The organism is Modestobacter marinus (genome assembly GCF_011758655.1).
Lineage (GTDB): Bacteria > Actinomycetota > Actinomycetes > Mycobacteriales > Geodermatophilaceae > Modestobacter > Modestobacter marinus.
The window spans coordinates 87,284-107,231 of record NZ_JAAMPA010000003.1 but is presented as its reverse complement, the minus strand read 5'-3'; the positions used below and the strand labels follow the sequence as shown (position 1 = coordinate 107,231).

Here is a 19,948-nt window from a genome sequence, read left to right as displayed (position 1 = left end):
CTGAGGGCGCACCACGATCGACCAACGGCTCCGTCCCCCCGGGACGGGGCCGTTTCGTCGTCCTGGGCGGCCGTCGCGGCCGGGTCCGCCCACCGTCTGCTCCCGCGCCCGCCGTCCCGGCCAGGCGGGCGGCGGCGTCGGCCCGGGGGCACGGGGACGACGCAGCCGGGAGGTGTTCGGGCCGGGCGCCGTCCGCGGATGGGCGGGGGCGGCTCGGTGGCCGTGGTCTCGACCACCGAGCCTGGGGTCCTCTGTGTGCCGGCACGCAGACGGCCCCTGCTCGGTTCTGCCCGTCACGGTCATGCCCCAACCGGACCGACGACGGCAGTCGCTCGGGCGGCTCAGCCGTCGCGCTCGAACTCCCCGGTCCTGACCAGGGTGGCGGCGATGTCGCGGACCTTGCGGTTGCGCCGCATGGAGACCGCAGCCATCGTCTGGAATGCCTGGTCCGCGGTGAGCTTGTACCGCTCCATCAGGATGCCCTTGGCCTGGTCGATCACCGCCCGGGACTCCAATGCGGCCTGCAGGTTCTCCGCCATCGACCGGGCGCTCTCGTAGGCGTGCATGTTGGACACGGCGACGGCCGCGTAGGGCGCGAACCGGAGGGCGGCAGCGCGGGCGGCGGCGTCGAAACCGTGCGGCTCACGCGCGTAGAGGTTGAGCGCCCCGCTGACCTGCTCCTGGATCGGCAACGGCACCGACAGCGAGCTGCCACTCCCCCGCTCCCAGGCGACGCGGGCGTAGTCGGGCCAGCGCTCCTCCGTCCGCGCATCGGTGACCTCGACCACCTCGCCGGTCGAGGCCGCGTGCAGGCAGGGGCCGTGCCCGCGGCCGTACTGGCTCTCGTCGAGCTCCAGGGCCAGGATGCCGGTGAAGACCGACGTGACCGCCCGATCGCCGGCCAGCAGGGAGATCGAGGCCTCGATCTCCCCCGGCAGCACCTGCGTCACCAGGTCGGCGACGGTCTGCAGGACCGACTCCATCGAGTGGTCGCGCAGCGACAGGCTGCCCAGCTGCTCGAGCGCCTCGTCGGCGCCGACCATGGGTACGTCGGAAGAAGGCACAGCACACTCCGGCTCTGTGGCACCGGGGTGGCAGCCTCGGCGGAGGGCCCCGCGATGAGGCCCCGCTCGCGTGCACGCCGCTGTCTGACGTACGTCGGCGCCGACGGGCGGCACCTGTGGCCACCGTACCCGGCATAGCTTGATCAACACGATCAGCAGGCGGCCCGGCCTGCGCAGAGGCGCCGGTTATGCTCCTCGGGCCACAACGTCACACAGCCGGCGTGCGGCAGCGGGGTCCCCGACCCCGTCCCCAGGCGGGTCCGCGGTGGTCTCCCCGGGCCCGTCCTCCGCCGGCACACCCAGCTGCCCGGTGTCACCTCCCGCCGGAGTACGACGTTGACTCGCCCCACCCCCGATCCCGATCTGACCCAGCTCGCCTTCGACGAGCTGGGCCGGATGTCCTTCGCCGAGCACTCCCTGGAGTCGGTGCTGCAGAAGGTCACCGACCTGGCTGCGCGGGTGCTCCCCGGTGACCCGGTCACCTCGGTCACCATCGTGTCCCAGGGCCGGTCGTCGACCGTTGCGGCCAGTGACCCACTCGCCCGCGACCTCGACCTCGTGCAGTACGCGCAGGGGTCGGGACCCTGCCTGCAGGCCGCGACGACCGGCGTCCTCGCGGAACTGCTGGACACCGGCTCGGACCCGCGGTGGGGCTCGTTCCCGCAGGTCGCCGCCGACCGCGGCTGCCGCGGGGTCTTCTCCTTCCCGCTGCCGCCGCAGGAGCTGATCAGCGGTGGGCTCAACGTCTACGCCCGCTCCCCCCGGCCGCTCGACGAGGAGACCCGGCGGGTCGCGGCCCGGTTCGCCGCCTACGCCGTGGTGCCGGTGTCGAACATGTACCTCTACGAGACCGCCGTCGAGCGGGCCGAGCACCTGCGCTCGGCCCTGGACTCCCGGGCGGTCATCGACCAGGCCAAGGGCATCCTGATGGAGCGGCACAAGTGGCCGGCCGACCAGGCGTTCTCCGCGCTCGCCCAGCTGTCGATGGAGACGAACCGGAAGGTCCGCGACATCGCCGAGGAGTTCGTGACCACCGGCGAGCTCCCCTCCGCCTGACCGGACGGCCCGGCGCGGGGCAGGATCGCCGGCATGAGCGAACCGCGGCGTCACGAGTCCGGACTGGTCACCGAGACCCGGGGGCGGCACGTCCGCCTGGTGACCCTCGACCGGCCGGAGCGGCGTAACGCGCTGTCCACCGCGCTGCAGGCCGACCTGGTGGAGGAACTGCTCGCCTGCGCCGAGGACGGCGACGTCCGGGCCGTCGTGGTCACCGGGAACGGGCCGGCGTTCTGCGCCGGGTTCGACCTCAAGGAGATCCGGGAGCGCGACCAGCGCGGTGAGCACTTCCGGCCGCCGATGAGCCGCCCCGGCCGCAACCTGTTCGAGGTGCTCGGTGAGACGTACGTGCCGGTGATCGCCGCGCTCGGCGGGCACGCGGTGGCCGGTGGCTTCGAGCTGGCCCTGGCCTGCGACATCCGGATCGCCGCGCCCGGGATCAAGCTCGGCCTGCCGGAGGCGACGATCGGGATGGGCGCCAACTACGGGTCGGTGGTGCTGCCCAAACGCATCCCGGCCGGCATCGCGCTGGAGATGCTGTTCACCGGCGAGTACGTGACCAGCGAGGACGCCGCCCGGTGGGGCCTGGTCAACCGGGTCGTCCCGGCCGACGACGTCCTCCCCACGGCGCTGGCCCTGGCCGACCGGATCGCCGCCAACGCCCCCCTCTCGGTGCGCCGGATGAAGGAGACGGCGGTGAAGGGCCTGGAGCTGCCGCTCGCCGCGGCGCTGCGGCTGGACGTCGGCCCCAACCCCTACCTGAGCGAGGACCGGCGCGAGGGCATCGCGGCCCACCTGGAGAAGCGCCCCCCGCGCTGGTCCGGCCGCTGAGGGACAGTGGAGGGGTGACCGCACCGTCTGAGTCCCCCGCCGACACCGGCGCCCGCCGCGCCGACGAGTACCTGCAGCTGCTGGCCGACGGCCGCAGCGAGGACGCCGAGGCGCTCCTCACCGGTCTGACCGACGTCCGGGAGCTGGTGTTCCTCGGCGCCGGGCTGACCACCCGGGCCCGCCGCACCGGCCGCACGCTGCCCACGGCGATGCGCGCCCAGGCCAGCGCCCGGCAGGTGCTGCTGGGCCAGCTGCGCGACCGCAACCGGTTCGACCTCGACGGGCTGCGCAGCTGGCTGCGGGAGGCGGCCGCGGAGGTGCAGACCGTGCAGCGGCTGGCAGAGGCGGCCCGGCAGCGACTGGGCGACCAGGCCTCCGCCGGCTGAGCCGGCGGGCAGCGCGCTCAGCCGGCAGCGCTCAGCCGGCGGCGCGCAGGGCTCGGGGCAGGGTGACCGTCAGCGGCAGCGCCAGGGCGAGCAGCACGGCCACGAGGACGTAGCTCAGCGGCAGCCCGACCTGCGCGGCGACCGCCCCGACGGCCAGGGCACCGATCGCGGTCCCGCTGTCGTAGCAGGCGTTCCACACCGCGCTGACCGTCGTCGTCTGCCCGGCACCGGCCCGGGCCAGGGCGATCACCAGGGTCAGGTTCTGCACCGCGCCGTAGGCGACGCCCAGCGCGAACGCCCCGCCCAGCACGGCCGCGGCACCGCCGGCACCCTGGGCACGTAGGCCCAGGGCGACCAGCAGCATCCCGGCGACACCGCAGGCCAGCGCCGCGGGCAGCAGCACCCGCGCCCCCAGCCGGTCGACCAGCACCCCGGCCCCCCACCGGCACAGCGCGGTGCTGACCCCGAACACCAGCAGCGCCACCACCGCCAGCGCGCCGTCGGGCAGCTCGATGGGCAGGAAGGTGACCAGCCCGCCACCGGCCAGGGTCACCACCAGCAGCACCAGCGACGGCGCGGCCGCGGCCCACACCGCCGCCCGTGACCCACCGGGGGCGGACACCTCCGGCGGGCCGAGCGCCCGCACCAGCCCCGGCACGAACACCAGGGCGAGCACCGGTGCGGCCGCCATCGCAGCGACCCACGGGAAGTGGCCGGCCAGGGTGAGCGCCGTCCCGCCCGGCACCGCGGCGAGCGTCGGCACCGAGATCGCCAGCCCGTAGATGCCGATCGACTCCCCGCGCCGCTCCGGGGGCACCGCCTGGGCGGCGATCGTCGAGCCGAGCACGGTGAGCACCGCGAACCCCACCCCGCGGACCACCGAGACCACGGCGAACCAGCGCACGTCGTCGGCCAGCAGGTAGAGCGGGGACGGCGCACCGAGCGCGACCAGCCCGCCGGCCAGCACCGGGGCGATGCCCAGCCGGGCGACCAGCGCCGGGACCGCCGTCTGGGCGAGGACGGTGGCCACCAGGAACACCGTGGTCACCGACCCGGCCGCGGTGAGCCCGGCGCCCAGCGCGGCGGCGTGCGCCGGCAGCGCCGACAGCAGCAGCGAGTAGCTGAGGAACCCGAGGGCGTTGAGCGCGAACAGGGAGCGCACGGCCGGCAGCCGCCACAGCGAGGACCGTCGCTCCGTCGTCGTCACGTCCTGTGCCCCCGTCCCGGTTACCAACTCCTCCCGCGACTCAATACGGTCGGGGCATGCAAACCACGTCCAGCATCCCGGCGACCACCTCGATCGTCGTCATGGGGGTCTCCGGCTCCGGCAAGTCGACCGTCGCGACCGAGCTCGCCCGCCGGCTGCAGTGGGAGTTCATCGAGGGCGATGACCTGCACCCGCCGGAGAACGTCGAGAAGATGCGCAACGGCACCCCGCTGGAGGACGAGGACCGCTGGCCGTGGCTGCGCCGCATGGCCGAGCTGATCGGCGAGCACGAGGCCGCGGGGACGTCGTTCATCCTCACCTGCTCCGCGCTCAAGCGCAGCTACCGCGACCTGCTCTGCGACGGGCACCCCTCGGTGTGGTTCGCGCACGCCGACACCTCCGAGGAGGTGCTCAGCGAGCGGCTGGCCAAGCGGCAGGGGCACTACATGCCGCCGAGCCTGCTGCGCAGCCAGCTGGACACCCTGGAGCCGCTGGGTAACGACGAGCCGGGCGCGCGGGTGCCCGGGGAGGGCTCGGTGGCCGAGACGGTCGGCGAGATGCTCTCCGAGCTGTGCGACGAGCGGAAGATCCAGCTGCCCTGACTCCGGTCGGCCTGCCGGCCTCCACCGCAGCCAGGTGCCGCCCCGTCGGGGGACGGCACCTGGCCGCGGCCCAGCCGCGTCAGCGGCTCAGCGGGTCCGTCGCGGGGCCGGAGGCTCCCGACGGAGACGCTGCCAGCGGCTCAACGGCGGCCGGGAACGGCTCTTGGCCGCGGTGCGGCCCGGAGGGTCGCGATCAGTACATGTGCGGGTAGCGGTGGTCCGTGGCCGGGACGAAGGTCTCCTTGAGCGACCTGGTGCTGGTCCAGCGCAGCAGGTTCTGCGCCGCGCCGGCCTTGTCGTTGGTGCCCGAGCCGCGGCCGCCGCCGAAGGGCTGCTGGCCGACGACGGCGCCGGTGGGCTTGTCGTTGACGTAGAAGTTGCCGGCCGCGTGCCGCAGGAAGCGCTGCGCGTGGGCGATCGCCGTCCGGTCCTGGGCGATGACCGCGCCGGTCAGGGCGTAGGGCGCCACCGACTCCATCTGGGTGAGCACGGTGTCGTAGTCGGCGTCGTCGTAGACGTGCACCGCGAGGACCGGGCCGAAGTACTCGGTGGTGAAGACGTCGTGCTCGGGGTCGGTGCCCTCGATGACGGTCGGCCGCACGAAGAAGCCCTCGCTGTCGTCGGCCGTGCCGCCGGCGACCACGGTGAGCGCGTCGTCGTCCTCCGCCGACTGGAGCACACCCGACAGCTTGGTGAACGACTTCCGGTCGATGACCGCGCCCATGAAGTTGGTGAAGTCGGTGACGTCGCCCATCGGGATCTCCTCGACGGTGCCGATCAGGTCGTCCTTGATCCGGCCCCAGAGGCTGCGGGGCACGTAGGCCCGCGACGCCGCCGAGCACTTCTGGCCCTGGTACTCGAAGGCGCCACGGATCATCGCGGTGCGCAGCACGTCGGGGTCGGCGGAGGGGTGGGCGACGATGAAGTCCTTGCCTCCGGTCTCCCCCACGATCCGCGGGTAGCCGCGGTAGCCGGCGATGTTCTCCCCCACCGTGCGCCACAGGTGCTGGAAGACCGGGGTGGAGCCGGTGAAGTGGATGCCGGCCAGGTCGCGGTCGGCGAGCACCACGTCGGAGACGGCGACGCCGTCACCGGGCAGCATGTTGATCACGCCCGGCGGCAGGCCGGCGGCCTCGAGCAGCCGCATCAGGAAGTGCGCGGCGAACTGCTGGGTGGGGGCGGGCTTCCAGATCACCGTGTTGCCCATCAGGGCCGGCGCGGTCGGCAGGTTGCCGGCGATGGCGGTGAAGTTGAACGGGGTGACCGCGTAGACGAAGCCCTCGAGCGGGCGGTGGTCGACGCGGTTCCAGACCCCCGGGCCGGAGACCGGCTGCTCGGCGAGGACCTCCCGGGCGAAGTGCACGTTGTAGCGCCAGAAGTCGATGAGCTCGCAGGCGCTGTCGATCTCGGCCTGGAACGCCGTCTTGCTCTGCCCGAGCATCGTGGCCGCGTTCAGCGTCTGCCGCCACGGCCCGGCCAGCAGGTCAGCGGCCTTGAGGAAGACCGCGGCCCGGTCGTCGAAGGACAGCTCCGACCAGCCGGGGGCGGCGTCCTTCGCGCAGCGCACCGCCTCCTGGGCGTCGGCGGCGGTCGCCGCGGCCGAGGTGCCGAGCACCCGGGCGTGCCGGTGCGGGGCCACGACGTCGAAGGCGGCTCCCCCGGCCATCCGCTGGGTCCCGCCGACGGTGGCGGTCAGCTCGACGGGTGCGGCGGCGAGCTCGGTGAGCCGCTGCTGCAGGGCGGCCCGCTCCGGCGAGCCGGGGGCGTAGTCGTGCACCGGCTCGTTGCGCGGCGCGGGGACCTGGGTGACGGCGTCCATGGGGTGCTCCTCAGGGGACGGACGGTGGCACCAAAATGGCCATTTTGGTGGAAGCGGGGTCAGGAACGGGTGGCGAGGGAGCGCAGGAAGAACTGCAGGTTGGCCGGGCGCTCGGCCAGGCGGCGCATGAAGTAGCCGTACCAGTCGGCGCCGTAGGGCACGTAGGCCCGCACGGTGTGCCCCTCGGCGGCCAGGCGGGTCTGCTCGTCGGGGCGGATGCCGTAGAGCAGCTGGAACTCGTAGCTGTCGGCCGCGCGGCCGGTCTCGGCGACCAGGTCCAGCGTCTGCTGCACGAACCGCGGGTCGTGGGTGCCGGCCATCGGGTAGCCGGGCCCGCGGACCAGCGTCTCCAGGCAGCGGCCGTAGGCGGCGTCGACGTCGGCCTTCTCCTGGTACGCGACCGAGGCGGGCTCCTGGTAGGCGCCCTTGACCAGCCGCACCCGCGACCCCGGGACGGCGAGGGCGCGGGCGTCGTCCTCGGTGCGGTGCAGCATCGCCTGGAGCACCGCACCGGTGCCCGGGTGCTCCCGCCGCAGCTCGGCCAGGACGGCGAGGGTGGCGTCGACCGTGCGGGAGTCCTCCATGTCCAGGGTGACCGTGGTGCCCTGGGCCGTGGCCGCCTCGACGACCGGGCGCACCAGCTCCAGCGCCAGGTCGTCGCCGCCCACCGGCAGCGCCTGGCCGAACGCGGAGAGCTTCACCGAGACCTCGGCGGCCCGGCCCAGGCCCAGCGGCGCCAGGCTCTCCAGCGCGGCCAGGTAGGCGTCGCGGCTGCGCCGGGCCTCGCTGCGGTCGGTCACGTCCTCGCCCAGGTGGTCGAGGGTGACCGCGATGCCGTCGGCGGACAGCGCCTGGACCACCTCGATCGCCTCGGGGAGGGACTCCCCGGCCACGAAGCGGTCGACCACCCGGCGGGTGACGGGCGTGCCGGTGACCACCCGGCGGAGCCCGGGACGGCGGGCGGCGGCGAGGAGTGCCTTCTGGGTGAGCACGGGGCGCCTCCGGCGGGCGGTGTTCGGCGGTGGTGTCGAGCGTGGTGGTGCGGTGCCCCGAACGCTAGGGACGCCGAGCCGCCACGCACCAGCGACAGATGTCCGGACTCGCCGCGGAACCCTCGTACGATCGTCTGAGACGGCGGGAGGAGGTGCGGTGCGGGACGACCTGCAGGACCTGGTGGACGAGGTCTCCTCCCTGCTCGCCGCGCCGGCGACGCTGGAGGACCGCGACTTCACGATGCTCGCGTTCTGCGCGCACGACGAGCCGGCCGGCGCCGTGGCCGGCGACGCGGGGGCCGGCGGCGCGGGCGCGACGATGGACGCCGTCCGGGCGCGGTCCATCCTCGGCCGCGGCTCGACGGCGGAGGTGCGCCGCCGGTTCGAGGAGTTCGGCATCGCCGACGCCCGCGACCCGCTGCGGGTGCCGGCCGACCCGGCCGCCGGCATCCTGACCCGGCTGTGCCTGCCGGTGCGCGCCGGCGGGCGGTTGCAGGGGTACCTCTGGCTGCTCGACGAGGGCCGCACCGACGTCGACGACCCGTCCTCGCCGGGCCTGGCCGAGGCGGTGGCGCTGGCCGCCGAGGCCGGCCGGCTGCTCGCGGCGGGCCGCCCCGGCACGGCCGACCTGTCGGCCGCACTGCGTGCCGCGCTCACCGGCACCGCCCCCACCCGGGCGCTGCGGGAGCTGACCGACGCCCTGGGCGGCGACCGGACGACGGTGACGCTGGTGGCGCTGCACCCGGCGCCGCCGGGACTGCCCGCCGGCTGGACCCCGCCCGGGGCCGGCGCGGTCACCGCGGTCCTCCCCTCGGGCGACGGGTCCGCCGTCGCGGTGGCGGTGCTGCTGCCCCTGCCCGGGCACGCCGACCCCCGACCCGCCGGGGCGCTGAGCGCGGCCGTGCTCGCCCAGCTCCCGGCCGGCAGCACGGCCGGCGTCGCCGCCCCCCGGCGCGGCTGCCTGGAGCTGCCCGCGCAGTGGCACGAGGCGCGGACCGCGGCGCGGGTGGCCGCCGTCGACCCCCGGCTCGCCCCGGCGGCGTCCTGGTCCGAGCTCGGCGCGTGGCGGCAGGTGGCCGCGCTGCCCGGGCCGGACCCCTCGCTGGCCCGCCTGCTGGCCGACCCGGTCCTGACCGGCACGGCCGAGGTGTGGCTGGACTGCGCCGGCAGCCCGCAGCGCGCGGCGGCGCAGCTGTGCATCCACCGCCAGACGCTCTACTACCGGCTCGGCCGGATCGCCGAGCTGACCGGACTGGACCTCGCCGACGGTCCCGACCGGTTGCTGCTGCACCTGGGCGTGCGTGCGGCGCGGCTCACGTCGGCGAACCCGGTTCCGGAACTCCCCGGGCGCCACCGTGACCTAAGCTCAACGGGCTGATGACCTCCGCACCACGAGCGACTGCCCGGTCCGGGTCGGCGGCCGGGCCGGACGTCCGGGATCCTGGTCCCCGGGCCGCCGGACGCACCGGATCGTGCAGTGCGGCGACCGCCGGCCACCAACCCGTCAAACCGTGGCGGGTCACCACTCCGGCGACGAACGGGGCCCCCGCGTGACCGACCAACTGCAGGCCGGCCCCTGGCTGGCGCCCGGTGAGCCGGTCGACCTCACCAACTGCGAGCGCGAGCCGATCCACGTGCCCGGGAGCATCCAGCCGCGCGGGGTGCTGCTGGCGGTCAGCGAGCCGGACATGGTGGTCCGCCAGGTCTCCCGCAACCTGGCCGACGTCGTCGGGATGGCGTGGGACGACGCCTTGGGCCGTCCCCTCGCCGACGTCGTGGGGCTGGTGCCGGCCGAGGCGATCGCCCGGTCGGCGAGCGCGTTCGGCGACCTGCGCGAGCGCAACCCGGTCGAGCTGGTGCTGGACTGCGACGGCACACCGTGCCCGGTGGACGCGATCTTGCACCGGTCCGTCCACACCCCCGACGGCCGCACGCTCCCGGCCACCGGTGCCGCGCTGCCGGTCAGCGGTCAGCCGGTGACGCCGTCGGCCAGCACTCTGGTCATCGAGCTCGAGCCGGCCTACGGGCCGCGGCCGTTCTCCTTCCCGAACACCTACCAGGCGGTGCGCGGGACGATCGCCGACCTCAACCGCGCCGGCTCGCTGCAGGCCCTGTACGACATCACCGCGGAGGCGGTCCGGGCGCTCACCGGGTTCGACCGGGTGATGGTCTACCGCTACGACGCCGACTACAACGGCGAGGTCGTCGCCGAGGCGAAGCTGCCCGAGCTCAACTCCTTCCTCGGCCTGCACTACCCCGCCTCGGACGTCCCGGCCCAGGCCCGGGCGCTGTACGAGAAGAACTGGATCCGGCTGATCTCCGACGTCTCGTACACGCCGTCGCCGCTGGAGCCGGTCGACCTGCCCGCGACCGGCCAGCCCCTGGACCTCACCTACTCCACGCTGCGCAGCGTCTCCCCGATCCACTGCGAGTACCTGCAGAACATGGGCGTGCGGGCCTCGATGTCGATCTCCCTGCTGCGCGGGGACAGGCTGTGGGGGCTCATCGCCTGCCACCACTACTCCGGCACGCACGCCCCGCCCTACGCCACCCGGGCGGCCGCGGAGTTCCTCGGCTCGACGCTGTCGCTGCGGCTGGTCGACCGGGCCGAGGACGAGGAGCACCGCCGGGCGCTGCGGGTCCGCTCGACGATGGCGTGGCTGACCGCGGCCGCGCTGGACGAGGAGCGGCCGCTGTCGGAGACGCTGCTGGGCCGCCCGGGTCTGCTGGACGTCGTCCCGGCCTCCTCGGTGGTGGTGAGCCTGCAGGGGCACACCGGCGGTGCCGGGGTCCCGCTGGCGTCGGAGCTGGCCGCCGCGCTGGCGCGCTGGGCCGCCCGGCAGGCCGACGACGTCGTCAGCACCGACCGGCTGCCGCTGGTGGCACCGGAGCTGGACGTGCCGGCCGAGCTGGCCTGCGGCGTGCTGGCCCTGCCGCTGCCGGAGGGGCAGTACGTGATCTGGACCCGCAGCGAGCAGGTTCACTCGGTCGACTGGGGCGGCGACCCGCACAACAAGGCGATCGCCGAGCGCGAGGGCGACTCGATCCGGCTGTCCCCGCGCAAGTCCTTCGACCGGTGGCGGGAGACGGTGCGCAACCGCGCCGAGGCGTGGACGCCGGCGGAGCTGGCCGAGGCCGGCGAGCTGCGCAACAACCTGCTGGAGGCGCTGTACGCCCGCTCCCGCCGGGTGGCCCGGACGGCTCTGACGCTGCAGCGCAGCCTGCTGTCCGAACCGCCGGACCCCGACCACCTGGAGTTCGCCGTGCGGTACGTGCCCGCGGCGCGCGAGGCCCAGGTGGGCGGTGACTGGTACGACGTGTTCCAGCAGCCCGACGGGGCGACGGTGCTGGTCATCGGGGACGTCGTCGGGCACGACACCGAAGCGGCCGCCTGCATGGGCCAGCTGCGCGGGCTGCTGCGGGGCATCACCTACGACAGCGACGACAGCCCGGCCGGGGTGCTCAGTCGACTCGACCGGGCCATGTCCGGCCTGGAGCTCAAGACCATGGCGTCGGTGCTGGTCGCCCGGCTGGAGCAGACCGACGACGAGCTCGCCCGCGGGGTCACCCGGCTCCGCTGGGCCAACGCCGGGCACCTGCCGCCGGTGGTCGCCGGCCCCGACGGGCAGATCGAGGTGTTCGACGGCGCCCGGGCCGACATGCTGCTCGGGGTGGAGCCCACGGCCCAGCGGCAGGACCACGTCCGGACCATCCCCCGCGGGTCGACCGTGCTGCTCTACACCGACGGCCTGGTCGAGCGCCGGGACCAGCTGTTCGACGCCGGGGTGGACCGGCTGCGCGAGGAGTTCGGCCGGATCTGGGAGACGCCGGTCGGCGAGCTGGCCGACCAGCTGCTGGCCCGGATGCTGCCCGACCGCGCGGAGGACGACGTCGCGCTGGTCGCCGTGCGGCTGCACCCGCAGGACCGCCCCGCCTGACGCCGGGGCGTCCGTGGCCCGGCACGGGCCGGTGCCCCGCGCTCAGGCAGCCGTCGCGGTCGTGAGGGTGCGCAGCAGCTGCCGGACGGCGCTCGGCCCGGCCCGGTTGGCCCCGATCGTGCTCGCCGAGGGCCCGTAGCCGACCAGGTGCAGCCGGGGCTCGGCGACCACCCGGGTGCCGTCCATGACGATGCCCCCGCCGGCCCCCCGCAGGTGCAGCGGCGCCAGGTGCTCCAGCGCCGGCCGGAAGCCGGTGGCCCAGAGGACGACGTCCGCCGGGACGAACCGGCCCGGGTCGCCGTCCCACACCACCCCGTCGGCGGTGAGCCGGTCGAACACCGGCAGCCGGTCCAGCACACCGCGGGCCCGGGCCGCGCGCACCGCGTCGGTCTCGACCAGCCCGGTCACGCCGACGACGCTGCCCGGCGGCAGGCCGGCGCGCACCCGCTCGTCGACCAGCGCCACCGCGGCCCGGCCGGCGTCCTCGTCGAACGTCCCGGTCCGCCAGACCGGCTCGCGCCGGGTGACCCAGGTGGTGCCGGTGACCGCGCTGATCTCGATCAGCTGCTGCACCGCCGAGGTCCCGCCACCGACGACCACCACGTGCCGGCCGCGGAACTCCTCGGCACCGGGGTAGTCGGCGGCGTGCAACTGGCGGCCGCCGAAGAGCTCCCGGCCGGGGTAGGCGGGCCAGAACGGGCGGGTCCAGGTGCCGGTGGCGTTGACCAGCCCGCGCGCCGTCCACTCCCCCGCGCTGGTGTCCAGGGCGAACCCCTCGGTGGTGCGCCGCACCGAGTGGACGGCGACCGGCCGGTGGACGGGCAGGTCGAAGCGCTGCTCGTAGTCGGCGAAGTACCCGGCGACCACCTGGCTGGCCGGCGCCGACGGGTCCGCGTCGGGCAGCGGCAGGCCGGGCAGCGGGTGGATCCGGTGGGCGGCGTCCAGCCGGAGCGAGGGCCAGCGGTGCTGCCAGGCGCCGCCCGGCCCGGCGTCGCCGTCGAGGACGGCGAAGTCCGCCCCGGCCCGGCGCAGCGCGTGCGCCGCCGCCAACCCGGCCTGACCGGCTCCGATGACCACCACGTCCGCGTGCACGCCCGCTGCAACACCACGACCCCCGCGCCTGTGCCCAGCGGTGATCAGGTGACCTGATCGAACGCTGTCCTCCCGCACCAGCGTTGGTGCGGGAGGACAGTCAGTGATCAGGTCACCTGATCACTGCTGAGCGGTCAGCTCCGGACGGCGGTGAGCAGCCGGGGCCGCAGGGCGCCCGAGCCCAGCAGCCGACCGACCCGGCCGGACTGCTCCTGGGCCTCCGCCCACGCCGGGTGGTCGCCGTGCCGGCGCCGGACCTCGGCGTCGACCGCGTCGGCCCGCCGCTGCCACTCCGGCGGGCTGTCGCCGAGATCGGCGTCGGCGGTCGCGGTGACCGAGAAGCCGGCCTCGGCAAGCAGGGCGTCGACCTCCGCCGGGCTCGGGAAGCTGTTGCCCTCCGGCAGGGGCGGGGGCAGCGGCGCCTCGGCCACGAACACCAGCAGCCCGAGCCGGCCGCCGGGCACCAGCACGCGGGCCAGTTCGGCGAGCATCGCCGGCTTCTCCTCGGTGGTGCACAGCACGCCGAGGGCCCACGCGGCGTCGAAGGAGGCGTCGGCGAGCGGCAGGGCCTGGGACAGCGCCACCACCGACGGCAGCCCGAACAGGGCGCGGCTGGCGTGCACGGCCTCGACCATCGGCTCCGCGCAGACCGCCCGCACGCCCCGGTCGGCGGCCAGCCAGCCGGCGGGCCCGCCGACCCCTGCCCCGGCGTCCAGCACCCGGTCCCCGGCGCGGAGCGCCAGCGTGTCGGCCAGCCAGCGCAGCGCCCCCTCGCTGCCGCTGCCCCGGCAGCCGGCCGGGACCGCGTGTTCCGGGCCGAGCGCACGCACCGCCTCCTCGGTCCAGCCGGCCACCGTGCCGAACTCCGACTCCATCGCCTCGCTGGCGATCTCGCTCATGTGCCCTCCCCGATCCTCATGCGTCCTCCCGGATCATGGTGGCCACCTCGGCCTTGACCGCTGCGGCGGCGGCCGGACCGCCGTCCGACGCCAGCCCGGACAGGTTGACCCCCACCACGCCCGGCACGGCCAGCAGGGCCCGGGCCTCCCGGACGGCGGCCGCGATGCCGGCGGCCACCGGGTCGGGCGCGGCGAGCACCCGCTCGACGGCCGCGTCGTCGAGGTGCAGGCCGGGGAAGGCCTGGAGCACCCGAGCCGAGCGCTCGTCGGTGTAGACGGCGACGGAGGCGAGGAACGGCAGGGTGGCCCCCGCCGCCCGGGCGGCGGCGGTGAAGGCGGCGAGCCGGGCCGGGCCGGCCACGTGGTTGAGCACGCACAGCCGGGCGCCGGCGCGCTCCTTCTCGGCCACCCGCTGCGGGCGCAGCGGCACCGGCGGCGCGTCCGGTGACTCCGGCACCGCCGCGGTCAGCCCGGCGGCGGCGGCCAGCGCGGCGAGCCGGGTGCCGTCGAGGTCGAACGCCGAGCTGACGCCGGCCCGCACGCCCGGACCACGGCCGTCGCCGGTCACGCAGAGCACCCCGTCGACCCCCACCGCGGCCAGGCCCGCGAGCTCCTGCTCCAGCACCACGCGGTTGCGGTCCCGGCAGGCCAGCGTCGTCCACGGCCGGCCGCCGGCGGCCAGCACCTCCTGGGCCATCAGCGTGGGTGGCAGGTCGGGCCGGTTCTGGTGCTCGCCGACCAGCAGCCCGTCGCTGACCGGCGCCAGCGCGGCCACGACCGCCCGCACCGAGGCCGGGTCGAACGGGTGCACCGTCAGGTCGGTGAGGACCACCGGCCCGGTCCCGGCCCGGTCCAGCAGCCCACCCGCCACCGGGGGCGGAGCCGGCGGGGTCGGGTCGGTCCAGCGGGGCAGCGGCGACCCGAGGAAGACGCAGGGATGTGGCGCGACCTCGCACCCCCCGTCGTCGCGCACCCCGCCGCAGGGCCCGAAGACCATCCGCTTGGGGCAGCCGGGGCGTTCCTCGGCCCCGCCGGCGGACGTCGACTGCTCCGCGGTGCGCACCCCTGGTCGCTGACCCACGGCTCCCCGGGCGAAACCCCACCCGGTCGCTGGGGGTGACCTGGGCGCCCGATGTGTCCCGATCACGGTCACCGGGCACTGGCCCACAGTCGGAGAAGACGACGAGGAGGTGACCCGTGACGCAGAGCGACGAAGAGCTTCACCCGTCCCCGCACCAGCGGGTCGAGGAGCAGGGGTACCGGCACGTGGGGCACGTGCTCCACCCGGACCAGGACCTGACCGTGGTGGTGGGCCCGCTGCTCCGGCAGGCCCTGGCCGCCGGCGAACCCGTGGTGATCGCCTGCCCCGAGCAGGTGGCCAGCCTGCTGGTCGCCGCCCTGGACGGCGCCGGGGAGGTCCACCTCGCCCCGGACCAGCGGTCCGACGAGCGGCCACCGGCGGTGCTGGCCGCGATCGCCGACCTGATCGACGAGCAGGCGCCGGGGGACGGACACCGGCTGCACCTGGTGACCGGCCCCGGTGGCCCGGACGGCGATCCGGCCGTGTCGGTGCAGATCGAGGCCCTGCTGAACCACGTGCTCGCCGAGCGGCCGGTCGACCAGCTGTGCCTGCTCGGGCCGGCGACCGAGGAGGGGCCGGACGTCGAGGCGGCCGCCCGGGCGACCCACCCCTGGCTGCTGACCGCGGAGGGCGTCGTCCGCAGCCCCGACTTCCGGGCGCCGGAGGAGCTGCTCCGCGAGGTGCAGCGGGCCATGGTCCCCGACCCGCTGGAGGAGACCGAGCCGACGCTGGCCATCACCGACCTCGACGACATGCGGGCGCTGCGCCGGGCCCTGAACCGGGTGCTGGCCGACAGCGCGCTGTCCGCGGACGCCGCGCAGGACTTCGTGCTGGCCATCGACGAGGTCACCGCCAACGCCAACGAGCACGGTGTCCCCCCGGTCGACGTCCGGCTGTGGTGCACGCCCGAACGCCTGCTCTGCGCCATCACCGACCGGGGCACCGCCTTCGACGACCCGCTGGTGGGCTACGGGCCGGCGCACGGGGACATGTCCGTCGGCGGGATGGGCCTGTGGCTGGCCCGTCGCTCGGTCGACAGCCTGACCGCGACGCCGGCCGACGACTCCGGCGACGGCTGCACCGTCCGCCTGGTCGTCAACGCCGGCTGACGGCACCCGATCGGCCGAGCCGGCCCAGCGCCCCGAGGGCGCCTGGGCCGGCGGTCGTGCCGGTCAGCCTGCGACGGGGAGCAGCCCGGCGGCCTCGATGAGCCGGGCCTGCTCGCGGCACCAGGGCGACCAGGCGTCGTGCTGCTGGGTCTCCTGGCGGTCGCGGAAGGTGGCCCAGTCCAGCACCTCCCACTCCCCCACCTCGGTGGGGTCGGGGGTGGGCGTGCCGGAGAACCGGCCGAGGTACACCGGGCAAATCTCGTTCTCCACGACGCCGCGGAACTCGGCCCGGTAGCGGTAGGAGGGCAGCGCGGGACGCAGGTCGGCGACGTCGAGCCCGAGCTCGTACCGGGCGCGCCGGGCGATCGCCTGCAGGTCGTCCTCGCCCGGCCCCGGGTGCCCGCAGACGGTGTTCGTCCACATGCCCGGGAAGGTGGCCTTCTCCTCCGCCCGGCGGGTGACCAGCAGCCGGCCGTCGTCGCCGAACAGGTAGGCGGAGAACGCCCGGTGCAGCGGTGTGTCGCCGGTGTGCACCAGCGGCTTCGGCATGGTGCCGATCTCCGCCCCGTCCTCGTCGACCAGCACGATCAGCTCTGCCGTCGGGGATGCAGCCACCTCCCCATCGTCCCCGACGCGCGCCCACCGCGCCCGCGCGGCTCCCGTTCAAGATCAGCTCCAAGGGGTGAGAGGTGGTCGTCACGCTGAGCAATCGTCCGCAGACTCATCGACGTCACCATGGACGGCGACCTGAGAGGACCAGCACGGATGACCAGCACTGCGGCGTCGATCACCACCCTGTCCGCGCCGGCCCTGCCGGCGGGGACCCCGCTGCCGGTGGCGGCCCAGCCGGCGGGCGCACTGCAGGTCGCGCTCTCCGCCGACCTCGCCCGGACCGACACCGGCGGGACGCTGCAGCAGCTGGCGCAGCCGGTCCACCGGGTGCCCGGCAGCACCACCATGGCCACCGTCGACGCGCTCTTCCGCCGCGATGCCGCCCTCCGCTGGGTGGTCGTGGACGGCGGTGAGGTCGATGGCGCCGGGGAACCGGTGCTGGTCAGCCGGTCGTGGTTCGAGCTGTCCATGACCGGCCGGCTGGGCTACGGCCGGCTGTTGCAGCAGCGCCGCCGGGTCCGGGACGCCGCTCCGCCGGTGACGCTGCGGTACCCCGCCGACTGCCCCGTCGCCCGCGCGGCCGCCGCCGTCATCCACCGTCGCTCGGCCGGGGAGGACCTGCTCGACGGCGTGCTGGTCTCCTGGCCCGACGGCCGGCTCGGCGTCGCCCCGGTGACCGCCGTCTTCGAGCAGCTCGCCCAGCAGTACGCCCACCAGGCCCTGCACGACCCGCTCACCGGGCTGCCTAACCGGCTGTTCCTGCTCGAGCGGCTGCGACAGGCGGTCGGCCCCGGCTGCGCCACGGTGCTGTTCGTCATCGACCTGGACCGGTTCAAGGACATCAACGACCACCTCGGCCACGCGGCCGGGGACGACGTGCTGACCGAGTTCGCGCAGCGGCTGCGGACCGTCGCCCGCACCGAGGACCTGGTGGTCCGGCTCAACGCCGACGAGTTCGCCCTGCTCACCCCGACCGCGCTGACCGCCGCGCAGAGCACGGCGCTCGCCGAGCGGATCGTGCTCACGGCGGCGGCGCCCTTCGTCGTGTCCCCGGGCGGCGCCGACCCGGACGCCGAACACCTGGTCAGTCTCGGTGCCAGCGTCGGTGTGGCCGCCTGCTCGGCGGAGGTGCACTCGCCCGACGAGCTGCTGCACCGGGCGGACCTGGCGGTGTCCCGGGCGAAGTCACTGGGCCGGGGCCGGGTGGCGCACTTCCGCACCGAGCTGCTGGAGGACGCCGAGACCACCGATGCGGTGCGCGCCCGGCACCGGATGGAGCGGCGGCTGCGGCTGGCGATCGAGTCGAGGTCGCTCTCGCTGCACTACCAGCCGGTCGTCACGCTGCCCTCCGGCGGGGTGACCGGGGTCGAGGCGCTGGCCCGCTGGGAGGACGACGAGCTGGGCCGGGTGGCCCCTGACCAGTTCATCCCGCTGGCCGAACGGACCGGCCTGGTCGTCGACCTCGGACGCTGGGTGCTGCAGACGGCCTGCCGCGAGGCGGCAGGCTGGCCGGCGGGGCCCTCCGGGCTGCTCCCGACCGTGGCCGTGAACGTCTCGCCGGTGCAGCTGGCCCAGCGGGGCTTCATCGACGACGTGACCCGGGCGCTGGAGGACAGCGGGCTGGCCCCGGACCGGCTGTGCCTGGAGATCACCGAGACCGCAGCGATCACCGACCTCACCGCCACCGCGGCGCGGCTGGCCCAGGTGCGGGACCTGGGCGTGCGGCTGGCCCTGGACGACTTCGGCGCCGGGCACTCCGCGCTCACGCTGCTGCGCGCCCTGCCGGTGCACCTGGTGAAGATCGACCGCTCGTTCATCGAGCGGGTCGCCAGCGACACCGCCGACGCGGTGCTCGTCCGGCTGGTCATCGAGGCTGCGCACAGCCTGGGCCGCCGGGTCTGCGCCGAGGGCGTGGAGACCGCCGAGCAGGCACAGCAGCTGGCCTCGATGGGCTGCGACTCGGCGCAGGGCTGGCTGTTCGGCCGCCCGGAGCCGGCGTCGCCCCGGCTGGCCGCGCGGCTCACCTCCCGCAGCCCGGCCGAACCACTGGCCACGGACGCCGTCCTGCCGCTGGGCGGCAACGACGAGCTGGTCCTGGTGACCACCCCGGAGCGGGTCATCACCTACGCCTCGGCCAGCAGCGGGCCGATGCTGGGCTGGCTGCCGCAGGAGCTGGTGGGCAGGTGCGTGGCCGAGCTCTTCCACCCCGACGACCTCGCGCGGATCCGTGCCGACCCCGAGCTGGGCGCGCGGTACGCCACCGGCCTGGGGGTGCACCGGGTGCTGCACCGGGACGGCGGCGTGCGCTGGCTGGAGAGCGACACCCGGCGACTGTCCGCCGACGACGGCAGCGTGCGGGAGGTGCTCTCGGTCTCCCGGGACGTGACCGCCACCGTCGAGGCCCGGCGCGACCTGGCCGCCAGCGAGCTGATGTTCCGGCACGCCTTCGACGACGCCCCGATCGGCATGACGCTGACCCGGATGGACGGCTCGCTGGTGCGGGTCAACAAGGCGTTCGCGGCGCTGCTCGGCACCACCACCGAGGCGCTCGCCGCCCGCCGGGTGCAGGACCTGACCCCGGCGGACGGCCGGGCCGCGGTCGGCGGGCTGTTCACCGAGTTCATCGGCGTCACCGAGCTCTCCACCCGGCTCCGGCACGCCGACGGCACCGAGGTGCCGGTGCTCGTCCGCGTCTCCGTGGTCCGGGACCAGGGCGGGCAGCCGACCTCGGTCTTCGCGCACGTGCTGCCCGAGCCGGCGCCGGCCACCGTCGCCGCGGCCTGACCCGCCGGCGGTGCGCCGGACCGCCGGCGGGCCGCCCCGTCAGTGCTGGGCGTTCTCGGTGTGCGTCAGGTCGCCGTAGTCGTCGGGCAGCTGGTCCAGCACGTGCAGGTACTCCGCGCCCACCGCCTCCCGCAGGGCAGCGGTGACCGCACGCGCGTGCTGGCGCGCCTGCTCGGGCGTGCAGCCCTGACCTTCCGCCTCGGCCACCCGGCGGTAGAACTCCGGCAGGTCGAAGCGCTCGACGCCCCCATCGGTCGGCACGGCGCCGGCCAGCTGCCCCGGCAACTGCGCCGCCAGGTCGGCCGCCTCGGTGGACAACCGCTGGCCCAGCACCGTGAGCGTGGCCCGGACCGCCCGCTGGGCGTGCTCGTGGTCAGGGATCCGGGCGGACTGCTGCACCGCGGACACGAACTCGTGCTCCTGCATCTGTGGTCCCTCCTCGTTCCTCCGGTGGAGCGCCCGCGAGGTCCGCGGGC

General features: G+C 75.5%; 17 protein-coding genes. 8 read left to right on the top strand and 9 right to left on the bottom strand.

From position 1 onward, the window contains the following. Positions 1 to 341: 341 nt before the first annotated feature. On the bottom strand, positions 342 to 1,064 hold the full coding sequence (locus tag FB380_RS21445; protein WP_373286331.1) for an ANTAR domain-containing protein: 723 nt from the start codon (positions 1,062 to 1,064) through the stop codon (positions 342 to 344). A gap of 336 nt (positions 1,065 to 1,400) precedes the next feature. On the opposite strand from FB380_RS21445, the gene FB380_RS21440 reads away from it, so the two are divergent. The 3 genes from FB380_RS21440 to FB380_RS21430 are packed head-to-tail and all read left to right on the top strand — an operon-like array spanning position 1,401 to position 3,337. After that, positions 1,401 to 2,120 carry a GAF and ANTAR domain-containing protein gene (locus tag FB380_RS21440; RefSeq protein ID WP_166757399.1) on the top strand — a complete coding sequence of 240 codons (720 nt, stop codon included), beginning with the start codon at positions 1,401 to 1,403 and terminating at the stop codon, positions 2,118 to 2,120. Between the two features lie 33 nt (positions 2,121 to 2,153). Then, on the top strand, positions 2,154 to 2,951 hold the full coding sequence (locus FB380_RS21435) for an enoyl-CoA hydratase/isomerase family protein (protein WP_166757398.1): 798 nt from the start codon (positions 2,154 to 2,156) through the stop codon (positions 2,949 to 2,951). A gap of 14 nt (positions 2,952 to 2,965) precedes the next feature. Further along, positions 2,966 to 3,337: a hypothetical protein gene (locus tag FB380_RS21430; protein WP_166757397.1), complete on the top strand. Its 372-nt coding sequence runs from the start codon at positions 2,966 to 2,968 to the stop codon at positions 3,335 to 3,337. Positions 3,338 to 3,368: 31 nt separating this feature from the next. Here the strand turns inward: FB380_RS21430 and FB380_RS21425 are convergent, their stop codons facing one another. Continuing rightward, a complete protein-coding gene (locus FB380_RS21425) occupies positions 3,369 to 4,544 on the bottom strand; it encodes an MFS transporter (protein ID WP_166757396.1) in 1,176 nt (391 codons plus the stop codon). Between the two features lie 56 nt (positions 4,545 to 4,600). Here FB380_RS21425 and FB380_RS21420 point away from each other — a divergent pair, with 56 nt between their 5' ends. Next, positions 4,601 to 5,146 carry a gluconokinase gene (locus tag FB380_RS21420; RefSeq protein WP_166757395.1) on the top strand — a complete coding sequence of 182 codons (546 nt, stop codon included), beginning with the start codon at positions 4,601 to 4,603 and terminating at the stop codon, positions 5,144 to 5,146. A 193-nt stretch (positions 5,147 to 5,339) separates the two neighbouring features. On the opposite strand, the gene pruA is transcribed toward FB380_RS21420, so the two are convergent. Together pruA and FB380_RS21410 are read right to left on the bottom strand one after the other, a co-directional pair. Further along, positions 5,340 to 6,965: an L-glutamate gamma-semialdehyde dehydrogenase gene (pruA, locus tag FB380_RS21415; RefSeq protein ID WP_166757394.1), complete on the bottom strand. Its 1,626-nt coding sequence runs from the start codon at positions 6,963 to 6,965 to the stop codon at positions 5,340 to 5,342. Positions 6,966 to 7,024: 59 nt separating this feature from the next. After that, complete coding sequence (locus tag FB380_RS21410; protein WP_166757393.1) at positions 7,025 to 7,957, bottom strand: proline dehydrogenase family protein; 933 nt, start codon at positions 7,955 to 7,957, stop codon at positions 7,025 to 7,027. A gap of 157 nt (positions 7,958 to 8,114) precedes the next feature. On the opposite strand from FB380_RS21410, the gene FB380_RS21405 reads away from it, so the two are divergent. Further along, the gene (locus FB380_RS21405; RefSeq protein ID WP_229682283.1) at positions 8,115 to 9,335 is read left to right on the top strand and encodes a PucR family transcriptional regulator; all 1,221 of its coding nucleotides are present in this window, start codon (positions 8,115 to 8,117) and stop codon (positions 9,333 to 9,335) included. Between the two features lie 172 nt (positions 9,336 to 9,507). Beyond that, a complete protein-coding gene (locus FB380_RS21400; RefSeq protein ID WP_229682284.1) occupies positions 9,508 to 11,895 on the top strand; it encodes a SpoIIE family protein phosphatase in 2,388 nt (795 codons plus the stop codon). Positions 11,896 to 11,937: 42 nt separating this feature from the next. Here the strand turns inward: FB380_RS21400 and FB380_RS21395 are convergent, their stop codons facing one another. The 3 genes from FB380_RS21395 to FB380_RS21385 all read right to left on the bottom strand — a co-directional run bounded on the left by FB380_RS21395 (position 11,938) and on the right by FB380_RS21385 (position 14,949). Next, entirely contained in the window at positions 11,938 to 12,987 is a 1,050-nt protein-coding gene (locus FB380_RS21395) for an NAD(P)-binding domain-containing protein (RefSeq protein WP_166757392.1), read from the bottom strand. 134 nt (positions 12,988 to 13,121) lie between these two features. Further along, on the bottom strand, positions 13,122 to 13,886 hold the full coding sequence (locus FB380_RS21390; protein WP_229682285.1) for a class I SAM-dependent methyltransferase: 765 nt from the start codon (positions 13,884 to 13,886) through the stop codon (positions 13,122 to 13,124). Positions 13,887 to 13,902: 16 nt separating this feature from the next. Further along, positions 13,903 to 14,949, bottom strand: coding sequence for a methylenetetrahydrofolate reductase C-terminal domain-containing protein (locus FB380_RS21385; RefSeq protein ID WP_229682286.1), 1,047 nt, complete (start codon positions 14,947 to 14,949; stop codon positions 13,903 to 13,905). 134 nt (positions 14,950 to 15,083) lie between these two features. Here FB380_RS21385 and FB380_RS26110 point away from each other — a divergent pair, with 134 nt between their 5' ends. After that, positions 15,084 to 16,076: an ATP-binding protein gene (locus tag FB380_RS26110; RefSeq protein WP_166757391.1), complete on the top strand. Its 993-nt coding sequence runs from the start codon at positions 15,084 to 15,086 to the stop codon at positions 16,074 to 16,076. A 63-nt stretch (positions 16,077 to 16,139) separates the two neighbouring features. Here FB380_RS26110 and idi read toward each other — a convergent pair whose 3' ends face one another. Then, positions 16,140 to 16,691 (bottom strand): isopentenyl-diphosphate Delta-isomerase, encoded by a 552-nt coding sequence (gene idi, locus FB380_RS21375; RefSeq protein WP_166757390.1) that lies wholly within the window; start codon positions 16,689 to 16,691, stop codon positions 16,140 to 16,142. A 150-nt stretch (positions 16,692 to 16,841) separates the two neighbouring features. On the opposite strand from idi, the gene FB380_RS21370 reads away from it, so the two are divergent. Beyond that, the gene (locus FB380_RS21370; RefSeq protein ID WP_166757389.1) at positions 16,842 to 19,472 is read left to right on the top strand and encodes an EAL domain-containing protein; all 2,631 of its coding nucleotides are present in this window, start codon (positions 16,842 to 16,844) and stop codon (positions 19,470 to 19,472) included. A 39-nt stretch (positions 19,473 to 19,511) separates the two neighbouring features. Here FB380_RS21370 and FB380_RS21365 read toward each other — a convergent pair whose 3' ends face one another. Beyond that, positions 19,512 to 19,898, bottom strand: a complete 387-nt coding sequence (locus FB380_RS21365) for a DUF2267 domain-containing protein (protein WP_166757388.1) — start codon at positions 19,896 to 19,898, stop codon at positions 19,512 to 19,514. Between the last annotated feature and the right edge of the window lie 50 nt (positions 19,899 to 19,948).